We start from the raw sequence: 12,560 nt of genomic DNA, 5'->3' as shown, positions 1-12,560 counted from the left end.
CCGAAAACTGCTTCTTACGCGCAAATGCTCCCTAATCACAAAAAAACCCGGCAGACAAATCTGCCGGGTTTTTTCATATTTTATATACTGGAGATAGACACAGCTTATAAGTCAGGATGTTCGTGTTTTGCCTTGAGACGATTCCAACGGCGCTCAACTTCTTCTTCGAAGCTGTGTAAAGCTGGCTCATTCTCAGGTTTCAACAAATGACGAGTTTTACCCATTGTCTTCAGCCATGCTGAGAGCTCAACACGTTTGCCCTTATCTTCAGGATTATATGTGATATTCGTAGAACCATGCTCTACTTCATATAACGGGAAGAAGCAAGACTCAACAGCTAATGATACGATGTTCGTGCCTTCCTTATCATCAGACATCCAGTTTAGCGGACATGCGATCAGGATTTTACCATACACCAAACCTTCGTTTTGTGCGTACCACTGTGCTTTTGCCGCTTTTTTCAACAGATCCTGCGGATAAGCCTCCGAACCCGTGAAGACATAAGGAATGTTAGTAGCCGCCATAATTTGTGCTGTATCTTTATGCTGAGTAACTTTACCTTGCTGCTGCTTGCCGATACTGGAGGTTGAAGTACGGTGACCCAGTGGTGTCGAATAGGACTGCTGTGCTCCAGTATTCATGTAACCCTCGTTATCGTACTCTACAATAATCATTTTGTGACCACGCAGTGCAGCTCCAATTGCCGGTCCCATCCCGATGTCCATACCGCCATCTCCGGTTACCATAACAAACGTAAAGTCCTCTTTAAGCCCTAGTCCATCCAGCTCACCGCGACGTTTGCGTTCCCAGAACATCTCTACGACACCGGACAAGGTAGCCGCTCCATTTTGGAAAAGATTATGGATAAACGTTGATTTATGGGAGGAATACGGATACCCCGTAGTCGTTACCATGGCACAGCCTGTATGATAAAGTGCGACGATATCCCCTTCAATCCCTTTGAAGAAAGTCTCCAGTCCTGAGAAAATCCCGCAACCTGGACACGCACCATGCCCTGGGGAGAGCCGTTTAGGTTTCTTCGTCAAGCTGCGCAGTGGCGGAATCCGTACGCTTAATTTGCCTGTTGCTTCATCCTGTTTCACAGTGATTAACCCTGTCTTCAGTGAGTCAAAGTCCATTGGCTTCAGAAGACGTTGCGGAGCTTTATCTGGTGTACCCGGATTGTGGCCATAATAATCAAATGGTATGTCTACTCGATCTGCAGCAACAGCATCTATTGCTAATTGGAAAAAGGCATGACCATCTTCTGCGTAGAAGTCCTTACCACCCAAACCGTAGATACGGCTAATTACTTTAGTCGTAGTGTTGCCATATGTGAACAGGGCTGCCTTGATTTCATTGACCATGTTACCACCATGTCCGCCAACAGAATCTGCACGGTCACCAACGGTGATTGCTTTAACATTTTTCAGCGCTTCAGCAATTTGCTTCTGCGGGAAAGGACGGATCATATTCGGCGAGATTGCACCGGCTTTGATCCCTTGCAACCGAAGCTGATCCACAACATCCTTAATAATCTCAGAGGCAGAATTCATCAAGAATACGGCTACTTCAGCATCTTCCATCCGATATTCCTCGATCATTGGATAATGACGTCCGGTTAACTCAGCAAATTCCTTCGCAATTTCTTCAAAAACTTCACCCGCATTGTACATAGCTACGGACTGCTGATAGCGGTTGTTAATATAGTCAGGTTCGTTCATATAAGGACCAACCGTTACCGGATTATTGCGGTCTAAAGTATCGGTAAAGCCTGTTGGAGGTTGTGGTCCAACAAATTTATGAACATCCTCCCTATGAGTAAAAGCTTGAACGCGGCGTTTCTGGTGGGAGGTGAAATATCCATCTGAAGCCACCATTACCGGAAGACGAACTTTAGCATGTTCCGCAAGCTTCAATGCCATTAGGTTCATATCATAAACAGATTGTGGATCCCGGCACATTAAAATAGGCCAACCTGTATTCAAAGCAAAATACAAATCTGAATGGTCCCCATGAATATTCAGCGGTCCAGAGATCGAACGGCAGATTAGATTCATAACCATAGGCATACGCGTACCAGCTTGTACAGGCAATTGCTCAAGCATGAACATATAACCTTGGGCACTGGTAGCATTAAATACACGTCCGCCAGCCGTTGAAGCGCCATAACAGATACCAGCAGAGCTATGCTCGCCATCTGACGGAATCAGCATAATATCATGCTGGCCATTCGCTTTCATCGTATCAAGAAATTGTGCTACTTCTGTCGATGGAGAAATCGGAAAATACCCCATTACATGATAATTTATCTGATGAGCAGCATAAGCCGCCATTTCATTGCCGGATTCATATAGGAATTTCTGCTCTACTTTAGCAGAGCCTACTTCTTTTTCATAATCTATAGCCACGTGTATTCCACCTTTCCTCCGTTAATTAGGCCTCAGTAACGAGATCAAAAATATGCCGGACCGTATGACTCTCTGCGTAGCCCTCTTCCTCACGTTCGCCAGACAAGGCAGTTGTAGGACAAGCTTCTACACATTTTAAACAGCCTTTGCAGTATTGATAATCAATACCTTGCAGGAACATTTGTGGACGCCCCTTCTTATCAGGCTGCTCATCCCAAACAAAACACAGATCAGGACACACCGTATCGCACTGCGCACAATGAATACAATCCTCCTGCTTAAAATGAGGCAGCAAACCGGAGCGTGAAATGCTCAAGTTCTTTAAAAAGCTGCTGCCAGGATTCGTAATGGTACCGCCGATTGGCTGTGTTTCATAACCCAATGCGGAAATATCAGACCGTACGAACTCAGGCATTGTCACGCCCGCAGGCAGTGGAAAATGCATAAACTTAACTTCATTAAATCCACGGTCGAAAGTAGTCAGTGCTGACTGTACTGCCTGTGGATATTTTTTGCCTAGTGATTTCTCTATAACGCCTTTCATAATTTCAGGGTCCAAGAAATCACACATCCGGAACAACGCGCCTAGCATCGCCATATTAACGCGGTTTTTCTCATCTAAGGCGATAGTTGTAGCATCAACGACTGCAATAGTTCCTGCCATCATATTCAGGGAGGATTTCAATTCCTCCGGCGATTTTGCTGAGTTCACCAATACTGTGCTATGTTCATAAATTCCGCTAATTACGTTAACTGTCTTTGCTAATGCTTCGTGAAATACCCCAACAACATGCGGACGCTCAACCGGAGACGTGTCACGAATAGGCGTATTCAAATCACAAAACCGGATATGCGCTTTTACCGCTGATCCCTTCTTCTCCGAACCATATGACGAAAAGCTGACCCCATTCATTCCAGCACCGACAACACCTGCTTCTGCAAGCATTTTACCAGCCAGGTTCGCACCCAACCCTCCAATTGACTCCAGACGAATCTCAAAAAATCCGAGCTCGTTCACTTTTGGTAACTGTACCACCGACATAGCCCCTTTCAGAATGTCATCTAGTATAATATCCTTTTGACTTTTTCAACGATTGTAGCTTGATTTTGCAAGACGCGAAGTGACAAATCTTGCATTTTCCAAGTGTTGCCTAAGCTTATTTATCTACTTTCATTTAGCAATAAAATTAAAAATTAAGATGTTAAATTCATCACATTCTTCATGATAAATATCACACACCGATGAAAAATCACCTCTATTTCTACAAATGTGTATCATTTATACTTTTCAACTAGTCCATTTCAGGATAAACTGATTCTTGGTGTAATTTTTTGAACCTACTTAGGAGGCATTAAATGTGAAGTCAAACGAAGCATCATTACAGAAAAAATTGCTTCCACGGCATATCAGCTTTATGGCGATGGGCGGCGTAATCGGTACGGGGATTTTTAAAGGAAGCTCTGAGACGATAAGCATTGCTGGACCAGGGGTTGTTCTCTCCTATGTATTGGCAGGCTTGCTGCTACTAGTCGTTATGGGTGCAATTGCCGAAATGGCCACGGTATACCCGAACAAAAATATGAAGGAATTCATCCGCGAGGCTTTTGGAGAACGGCTCTCCTTTATCGTGGGTTGGCTATATTGCTTCATGTGGTTGACTGTCTGCGTAATCGAAGTGCTGGCGGCAGGAAGCTTCTTGCAGTACTGGTTACCGGATGTTCCATTATGGCTACTGAGTCTAGCAAGTGGTGCTTTAATTATTGGCATCAATATGATGAGTGTAAGCGGTTATGGAGAGACGGAGTTTTGGTTAGCAGGAATCAAAATAGCTATGATTATCATCTTTATTATTCTGGGAGCTGCATTATTGTTTGGGCTATTGCCTATGTCTGAAGGGACTCCCTATTTAAGTAATTTTACGGATTATGGCGGATTATTCCCACAAGGCTGGACACCTATCTTCTCTGCCCTTCTGGTCGTCATGTTCTCCTACGGCGGATCTGAGCTGATTGGACTAACTTTAACAGAAACTCAAGATGCAGAAAAAGTGTTGCCTAGAGTTGTCAAAAGCTTCATTTTACGTGTTATTTTGTTCTACACCATTCCAATTCTGATCATCTGTGGGTTAATTCCTTGGAATCAGCTTAACGAGCATACCAGCCCCTTTGTGCAGGTATTAGCAGCTACAGGACTTAAGGGTGCTGACCATGTTATGAACTTCATACTGATTACGGCTGTGCTCTCTGCTGCTAACTCTGGTATCTACGGTGCCACACGGATGTTGCACTCTTTGGCTTCACAGGGTGAAGCTCCACGTAGCTTAGCAAAGACCTCAGCAAAAGGTGTGCCGATCAACAGTCTTAAACTTTGCGCTATAGTTCTTTTTGTTGGTTCTATGTTAGCGTACTTCGCACAGGATGGACTTTTCCGGCTGCTGATGGCTGTTCCCGGCTTCGTAGTAAGCTTGGTATGGATCAGCATCTGTCTATCACAGCTGAAGCTGCGGAAAACCTATCCTAAAGAGCCAAGCTTTAAAGTGTGGGGTTTCCCTTATATTACGATTTTGACGCTTATCTGTTTGTCGGTTATCACGATTTCCTTCCTTTTCGACACTCAGAACCGGATCAGCATAGGCACATGTCTGGGCTTCCTGCTGATGCTTACCATCTGGTCATTCGCTAAATTCCGGAAGAAGAACTAAACTATATATCTCGCACTAACATGAAAAAAGGTGTATCCATTGTTCTTCGCGATTGCGTAGAACGGGGATACACCTTTTCTTATGGGACCGTTGATTTGCCCACTCGCACCGGATTCGCCCCATTCTGCGGGATTTATACCGTTGATTTGCTCACTCGCATCGAATTCGCCTCATTCTACGGGAATTCTACGGGATTTATACCGTTGATTTGCTCACTCGCACCGGATACGCCTCATTCTGCGGTATATATACCGTTGATTTACCTACTCACACCGGATTCGCCTCATTCTGCGGGATTTATACCGTTGATTTACCTACTCGCACCGGATGCGCCTCATTCTACGGGATTTATACCGTTGATTTGCCCACTCGTACCGGATGCGCCTCATTCTTCGGGATTTATACCGTTGATTTACCTACTCGCACCGGATTCGCCTCATTCTAGGGGATTTATACCGTTGATTTACCTACTCACACCGGATACGCCTCATTCTGCGGTATATATACCGTTAATTTACCTACTCACACCGGATACGCCTCATTCTGCGGGAATTTATACCGTTGATTTGCCCACTCGCACCGGATTCGCCTCATTCTACGGGATGTACTTATTCTTTTTGGGGTATGATAATTTGTCGATATACTTTAACTAGTGTTCTGTTGCACAAAATGCAACAAAAGCCAAAACAGATATACGCAGACAAGCTGTCTTATATACTTTCAGAAAATAAACTCACGGCGTTCGAAGTTAACAAACGCAAGCTTCACCCAAACGCAAAAAAGCACGGGAATCTAATCTTCCCGTGCTTCTTTCCATCGAAACTACAAAACCTACTCAATCTCCGGCTGAATATGCTCCGCGATCAATTGCTGCTTGCTGGTCCAGACCTTCTCACTCAGATTCACCCGGTACACCTCTGGATTGAGCTTACGCAGATATTCCGGCCAGAACAGATCCTTCTGCTCCCGATGGTAACGGCGAACTTCATTCAGATCCGGCAAAGTATAGACCTGGAAGCCGTTCACGTAAATCGGCTCAAGCATAGGCAGCGCTTCATAACGCTCCACATACTTGTGCATGTATGGATGCAGCGGATTAAACAGCTTCACCCGACCGCCGTTACGTGGAGCTTCCTCTTCCGGGAAGCAGATATAATCTGCTAACGCTTTGCCATTTTTCCCGATAATCCGGAATACGTCTTTGCTGCCTGGTGTGGATACTTTTTCAGGGTTAGAAGAAATCTTGATTGTCGGTACCATTTCTCCAGTTGCGGACTCAATTTCTACCAGCTTATAAACTCCACCCAAAGAGGGTTGATCCGAAGCCGTAATCAATTGTGTGCCTACACCCCATGTGTCGATGGCTGCACCTTGCAGCTTCAGATCCATGATTGTATTCTCATCCAGATCGTTGGACGCCACAATCTTCACATAATCTAGCCCCGCTTCATCCAGCATGTTCCGCGCCTGCCGGGATAGATAGGCCAAGTCACCGCTGTCTAAACGGATACCGATCATCTTTTTACCTTGAGCTTCAAGCTTTTTGGCAGTTCTAATCGCATTCGGCACACCACTGCGCAACGTATCGAAGGTATCAACTAATAGTGTAACTTCATCCGGCATCACCTTAGCATAAGCATCAAAAGCTTCCTGCTCGCTGCTGAAGCTCTGAACCCAAGAATGAGCATGTGTACCTTTGGTAGGGATGCCAAACATTTTACCTGCCAGCATGTTGGAGGTTGCATCAAAGCCACCGATATAGGCCGCTCTAGCGCCCCAGACCGCCGCATCCGCTTCTTGTGCCCGCCGGGTACCAAACTCCAGCAGAATATCATTCGGAGCTACCTGCTTGATTCGGGAAGCCTTCGTAGCGATCAGCGTCTGGTAGTTCATGAAGTTCAGAATAGCGGTCTCCACCAGCTGCGCTTCCATGATCGTCCCTTCCACACGGATTAGTGGTTCATCCGGGAAAATCAACGCCCCTTCTTTCATCGAATAAACGTTGCCCTGAAAATGAAATTGCAGCAATTCTTCCAAAAAAGCAGGAGCGTAATTTTCTTCTTGCTCCGACAAGTAACGGATATCATCTTCGGTGAAACGCAAGCCGCCGATGTACCCCACGATACGCTCTAATCCTGCGAACACGGCATAGCCGTTTCCGAAAGGCAATTTGCGGAAATAAGCTTCAAATACAGCTTTTCGCTTATGGCTTCCATTCACCCAGTGAGCATACATCATATTGATCTGATATTTATCTGTATGTAGCGCAAGTTCTCTCTTCAAGTCCTCATCTCCTAATATCCACGTTGCTGTATGTTTTTTATAGTATTATGCCTTAACAACGTCTGCTCCTAAACTTCCCCGGAAATGATTTAGTGCCCATTTATGTCCATCCGCGTTGAAGCTGGCGACCGCATCTTCGTGCACAGTAATAGTAAAACCTTTGTTATATGCATCCACCGCAGTGTGCAAAACACATATATCTGTACATACGCCAATCAAATGAAGGTCAGTAATGCCACGTTCCCGCAGCTTAAGCTCCAGATCAGTTCCACTAAAAGCGCTATATCGAGTTTTGTCCATCCAATAGATGGAATCCTGGTCAGCTTCATAAACAGTTTTCAAACTTCCATAAAGCTCCCGCCCTCTAGTCCCTCGTACATTGTGAGGTGGAAACAGTTTGCTCTCGGGATGATAAGGATCATTGTCTTCATGTAAATCCACAGCCATTACAACATAATCGCCATTTTGGACAAACTCAGACGTTAATTGGCTGATTCTTGGCTCGATATCGATTGCAGGCTGCCCAACCGGTAAATTCCCATCGACAAAATCATTGGTAAAGTCAATTACTATTAGTGCTCTCATGAGAATCGTCCCTCCCCTGATTTAAGACACTACGTATAAATGGACAACAATGGCTCGTGATCTGTAAACATATACAGCTGAGCCGGGCGTTGTGAGTATTGATTGGAGCTGAGTGCATTGCCCTCTTCATCTCTCACTTCTTTTAATATACCCTGACGGCTGCGTGTTGACGTGATTTTACGAATAAAATTTGGCTCTTTAAATTCCGGCACTACTGTCTGAATCACCTGATAAAGCTCACTTAGCGTAAAATGTCTAGGCAAAAACTGTCTTGCTATCGTTGTCTGCAGCATTTGCTGTTGGATACGTACGTATGCATCCTTGATGATTTCATGGTGGTCAAAAGCGAGCTCCAGTTCTTCTAACGCTTCCTGTAACGTAAATAAACCCACTTCACCCGCATCGTCGGAAGCTTGTCTTTGCTCCAGCATCCACTCTTCTACTAAAGCGAAAAAGGCATGGCTGATAATCCATCCCCGAGGGTCGCGGCCAGGTGTACTATAAACCCCAAGATATTCTAAGTGACCTCCATCGACACCAGTCTCTTCTTTCAGCTCACGAGTTGCAGCATCATATATAGACTCATCTTCCTGACAGAATCCGCCTGGTAGAGCCCACATGCCTGCACACGGCCATTTTTTCCGTCTAATTAACATTACCTTCAACTCACGTAAAGGCAGCGTCTTGGTGACCGTCTTCCGTTCGCGTTTGGTCAGTGTAAACATTACAATGTCGGCCGGAACACCATCCGGTGTACGATATTTTTTGGCGTTATAGGTTAATTCCCCATTGTCGCTCATAATTGCCCCATCCTTTTCCGAAGCTGTAGTTTTACTTATTCGTATCTTTAAATGTACCAAACATGTTCTTCATAAATCAACAGATGAATTCCATTATTTTACATTATCCTACAAAAAGACTATATGAGAAACGACGTTGTCGTTGAATTATAAGGATTATGTATGTTCATGTACTTTACTTCTACCTCTTATATTGAAATAAAGGGACGGATCTGCATCCGCCCCCTGAACTGAGTGTGGGTTATCCGCATGTGGTCGGAGGCGCTTCAGTGCCGGCTTCCACATTTATTTTTTCCGAAACGGTATCTCTAATCACGGAAATTACCAGCTGGAGCAAATAATTAATGTCGCTCTGGCTTTGCTGAAATTCGTTCACGACTGGAATACCGTCGATCTCATCTTGCAGCACTTCAATTTCACGTTCAATTTTGGCGACCATATCTTTATTATTGAAGCTTTCGAAGGCCACGATTTCTTTTTGTTTTTTCTTAATGGTTGCAATCAGTCCTTGCACACGCTCGTGATTAAGAATTTTTTGCTCAGCCTGCTGAAAATGGCGTACCTCTTCACTGGTTGAGATTAATGATGCTAGTTCTTTAGCTTTGCCCATAATATCCTCGCGAACGATCAGATCACGGGTATTATAAGTTTTCATTCCATATTTATTCAACTGTTGTTCTTCTGTACTCATTAGTCATCTCCCCATTCGTATGTGATTAATGAACAGCTGCGGCCTCGACCACAATATCCCCTTTAATGTACCATGTTTTGGTATCTGTAATTCTCACGTTTACAAATGTGCCGATAAGCTCCTTAGGACCTTCAAAATGGACCAGCTTGTTAGCGCGGGAACGGCCGGAAAGGACTTCGGAGTTATTCTTACTCTCCCCTTCAACCAGCACCTCTACAACTTCACCCAGCATCCGGTCATTAATGATCCGGCTGTTCTCTTTGATGAGATCATTTAATCTTTGCAGACGTTCACTCTTCACCGACATCGGTACATTATCTTCCATCGCCGCTGCTGGTGTGCCCTCACGTGGAGAATAAATGAACGTATATGCCATATCATACCCAACCTCACGCACAAGCGATAGGGTATCTTCAAATTGCTCATCAGTCTCCCCAGGGAAACCAACGATAATATCGGTACTTAATACAGCATTCGGCACACTTATCTTAATCTTGCGTACTAATTCCAGATAAGCTTCCCGGGTATATTTACGGCTCATTTTCTTAAGAACGGCAGTACTTCCCGATTGAACCGGCAGATGGATATGCTCCACCAAGTTGCCGCCTTTGCCTAAAACCTCAATCAATTTATCGTCAAAATCTCGTGGATGCGATGTCATGAAGCGAATGCGCGGAATATCAATCAGACGCATATCATCCATCAGGTTACCGAAGGTGTAATCAATATCCGTAAAATCTTTACCGTAAGCATTTACGTTCTGCCCCAATAGCGTTACTTCCTTGAAGCCTTGGCGCGCAAGCTCTCTCACCTCAGCGATAACGTCCTCTGGACGACGACTGCGTTCTTTACCGCGTGTAAACGGTACGATGCAATACGTGCAGAACTTATCACAGCCATACATAATGTTCACCCAAGCGCGCATGCCTTCCCGCTTCTTCGGCAAGTTCTCAATAATGTCGCCTTCTTTGGACCATACCTCAACCACAAGCTCCTTACTAAATACCGCTTCTTTAATGAGGTGTGGCAACCTGTGAATATTATGCGTACCGAAGATCATATCCACGAAGCCATGCTTTGACATAATCCGGTTGACTACGCCTTCCTCTTGGGACATGCAACCGCATACCCCTAACAACAGACCCGGCTTCTCGATCTTCAGGTTCTTAAGATGTCCTAGCTCTCCAAATACCTTATCCTCGGCGTTCTCCCGAATCGCACAAGTATTCAGCAAAATGAGATCCGCGTCATTCCGGTCAGCGACACTGCGGTAGCCCATCTGTTCCAATAGGCCCTTCATCGTTTCCGTGTCATGCTCATTCATTTGGCAGCCATAAGTCGTTATATGATAATATTTGCCCACTCCGAAATTCTGCATCTCTTCAGGAATCTCGAAATCATAATGCACTTCTATTTCTTCCTTGCCGCGCCGTTTTCCTTCTTTATAGTCAGGCTGGCTATTAATTTGCACATTTCTTCCTTTAATCCGGTAAGTAACCTTACCTTCCTCTTCACTAATTACCTTTGCATCACTAAAATCAAAATATTTCGAATAATCCTTAGAACCCTTGCCGGATTTTAAGTCCGGTGAGTTATGGTTCCCCTTTGTCATGCTGTTTTCACGTCCTCTATTGTTCAACAATTATTTTTATACTTCGCTAATTTAAAATTATAACATAATGCTGGCCTAACATAGAAGTGCCCGGTCTATTAATGATGTAATGAAGCGTTGCATATCGACAAAAAAATACCCCGCCAACGTTTGGCAGGGTCAAGTTCTATCATATTAAGGGGGGTATGCTACTATTATAAGCAGATACACTACTCTTGAAACAGTTACACAACCTCTTACCTAAAAAAATAGTCATTGTATATTCTGCTAGTTTTAGTAAAGCGTATTCGTCGCTTCAGGAGTAAATGGGATGATTTCGTCTATCGCTCCACTTTGTACTTTGGCAGGCCAAGCCGGATCGCTAATAAGCGCTCTGCCCACTGCAACCAAATCAAACTCCTCCCGATCGAACCTTTCAGTTAACTCATCAATATTATCCTCAGGCTTCTGAGCTTTATCTTCCTCGAAGAAATCGCTTTGCAGGCCAATAGAGCCTACTGTAATACACGGCTTCCCGGTAAGCTTCTTAGTCCACCCAGCTAAATTAAGATCAGAGCCAGCAAATTCAGGTTGACTGAAGCGTCGGGTCGAGCAATGAAAGATATCTACACCCGCTTCGCTAAGCGGGGCCAGGAAACTTGCAAGTTCTTCTGGAGTCTTCGCCAGCTTCTCATCATACGCCCCCAGCTTCCACTGGGAAAAGCGCAGCACGATTGGGAAGTCTGGTCCAACCGCTTGACGGCATGCTTTAATGATCTCGACAGCGAATGTTGTTCTTCCTACCAAATCGCCACCGTAACGATCGGTACGTTCATTCGTTCTATCCCAGAAGAACTGGTCTATCAGATACCCATGAGCGCCATGCAGCTCGATGCCATCAAAGCCAACGCTTTTGGCATTTGCTGCCGCTTGAGCGAAGGCTGTTACTAAACTTTCAACCTCTTCTGTGGTCAGCGGCTCTGTCACCGGCTCACCTGCTAAATTCAGACCCGAAGGGCCTACAGGAAGGGCTTCAACGTTAGGATACTCGCCGATTGTACGCGCCATCCCCACATGCCAAAGCTGCGGGATGATCTTGCCGCCAGCTGCGTGAACCTCTTCCACAACCTTCTTCCAGCCTTCTAAAGATGCTTCTTCATGTATATTAGGAATATCTTGGTGACTGACAGCCGCTGGATGATTTATCGCAGTACCCTCAGTAACAATTAATCCCACTCCACCCTCTGCACGTCTACGATAATAAGCGGCAACATTGCTTCCCGGCACACCCTTCGGAGACTGCGCGCGTGTCATCGGCGCCATTACAAATCGGTTCGACAGCGAAAGATTCCCCACTTGAAAAGGTAAAAATAGTTGCTCTGTATTCATATGTTACCTCCAATTTATTAATTGATTACTTTAAGTAAGCTTATTATCTACCCAAAAGATGGGAAATGCAAATTTTAAGAAAAAGACAACAAAAACCGGACCTCGCAG

At 44.9% G+C, this 12,560-nt stretch carries 10 protein-coding genes; 2 read left to right on the top strand and 8 right to left on the bottom strand.

What is annotated here, in order from left to right; genetic code table 11:
* Positions 1-104: 104 nt before the first annotated feature.
* Positions 105-2,411, bottom strand: a complete 2,307-nt coding sequence (locus tag MHH63_RS10270; protein ID WP_341171466.1) for a thiamine pyrophosphate-dependent enzyme — start codon at positions 2,409-2,411, stop codon at positions 105-107.
* A gap of 25 nt (positions 2,412-2,436) precedes the next feature.
* Positions 2,437-3,447, bottom strand: a complete 1,011-nt coding sequence (locus MHH63_RS10265) for a 2-oxoacid:acceptor oxidoreductase family protein (RefSeq protein ID WP_038571642.1) — start codon at positions 3,445-3,447, stop codon at positions 2,437-2,439.
* 322 nt (positions 3,448-3,769) lie between these two features.
* Between MHH63_RS10265 and MHH63_RS10260 the strand changes: the two genes are divergently transcribed.
* Both MHH63_RS10260 and MHH63_RS10255 read left to right on the top strand, forming a co-directional pair.
* On the top strand, positions 3,770-5,113 hold the full coding sequence (locus tag MHH63_RS10260; protein WP_036688050.1) for an amino acid permease: 1,344 nt from the start codon (positions 3,770-3,772) through the stop codon (positions 5,111-5,113).
* A 20-nt stretch (positions 5,114-5,133) separates the two neighbouring features.
* Positions 5,134-5,766 (top strand): hypothetical protein, encoded by a 633-nt coding sequence (locus MHH63_RS10255; protein ID WP_341171465.1) that lies wholly within the window; start codon positions 5,134-5,136, stop codon positions 5,764-5,766.
* A 178-nt stretch (positions 5,767-5,944) separates the two neighbouring features.
* On the opposite strand, the gene MHH63_RS10250 is transcribed toward MHH63_RS10255, so the two are convergent.
* The 6 genes from MHH63_RS10250 to MHH63_RS10225 form a co-directional block, all read right to left on the bottom strand.
* Positions 5,945-7,396 carry a nicotinate phosphoribosyltransferase gene (locus MHH63_RS10250; RefSeq protein WP_076128292.1) on the bottom strand — a complete coding sequence of 484 codons (1,452 nt, stop codon included), beginning with the start codon at positions 7,394-7,396 and terminating at the stop codon, positions 5,945-5,947.
* Positions 7,397-7,441: 45 nt separating this feature from the next.
* The gene (locus MHH63_RS10245; protein ID WP_076280041.1) at positions 7,442-7,981 is read right to left on the bottom strand and encodes a cysteine hydrolase family protein; all 540 of its coding nucleotides are present in this window, start codon (positions 7,979-7,981) and stop codon (positions 7,442-7,444) included.
* A 29-nt stretch (positions 7,982-8,010) separates the two neighbouring features.
* A complete protein-coding gene (locus MHH63_RS10240) occupies positions 8,011-8,781 on the bottom strand; it encodes an NUDIX domain-containing protein (RefSeq protein WP_036688055.1) in 771 nt (256 codons plus the stop codon).
* A 241-nt stretch (positions 8,782-9,022) separates the two neighbouring features.
* Positions 9,023-9,472, bottom strand: coding sequence for a RicAFT regulatory complex protein RicA family protein (locus MHH63_RS10235; RefSeq protein WP_076128288.1), 450 nt, complete (start codon positions 9,470-9,472; stop codon positions 9,023-9,025).
* A 25-nt stretch (positions 9,473-9,497) separates the two neighbouring features.
* Positions 9,498-11,084, bottom strand: coding sequence for a tRNA (N6-isopentenyl adenosine(37)-C2)-methylthiotransferase MiaB (gene miaB, locus MHH63_RS10230; RefSeq protein ID WP_038571650.1), 1,587 nt, complete (start codon positions 11,082-11,084; stop codon positions 9,498-9,500).
* Between the two features lie 273 nt (positions 11,085-11,357).
* The gene (locus MHH63_RS10225; protein WP_076128286.1) at positions 11,358-12,452 is read right to left on the bottom strand and encodes an NADH:flavin oxidoreductase; all 1,095 of its coding nucleotides are present in this window, start codon (positions 12,450-12,452) and stop codon (positions 11,358-11,360) included.
* Positions 12,453-12,560: the final 108 nt, after the last annotated feature.

Source organism: Paenibacillus sp. FSL H3-0310 (genome assembly GCF_038002785.1).
Taxonomy (GTDB): Bacteria; Bacillota; Bacilli; order Paenibacillales; family Paenibacillaceae; genus Paenibacillus_AQ; species Paenibacillus_AQ odorifer.
This window is presented reverse-complemented; position numbering and strand designations above follow the sequence as displayed.

Excerpts from the sequence above, each read along its gene's own strand:
- miaB (WP_038571650.1), bottom strand. The coding sequence starts at position 11,084 with ATGACAAAGGGGAACCATAACTCACCGGACTTAAAATCCGGCAAGGGT.
- MHH63_RS10255 (WP_341171465.1), top strand. The coding sequence starts at position 5,134 with ATGAAAAAAGGTGTATCCATTGTTCTTCGCGATTGCGTAGAACGGGGA.
- MHH63_RS10235 (WP_076128288.1), bottom strand. The coding sequence starts at position 9,472 with ATGAGTACAGAAGAACAACAGTTGAATAAATATGGAATGAAAACTTAT.
- MHH63_RS10240 (WP_036688055.1), bottom strand. The coding sequence starts at position 8,781 with ATGAGCGACAATGGGGAATTAACCTATAACGCCAAAAAATATCGTACA.
- MHH63_RS10225 (WP_076128286.1), bottom strand. The coding sequence starts at position 12,452 with ATGAATACAGAGCAACTATTTTTACCTTTTCAAGTGGGGAATCTTTCG.
- MHH63_RS10245 (WP_076280041.1), bottom strand. The coding sequence starts at position 7,981 with ATGAGAGCACTAATAGTAATTGACTTTACCAATGATTTTGTCGATGGG.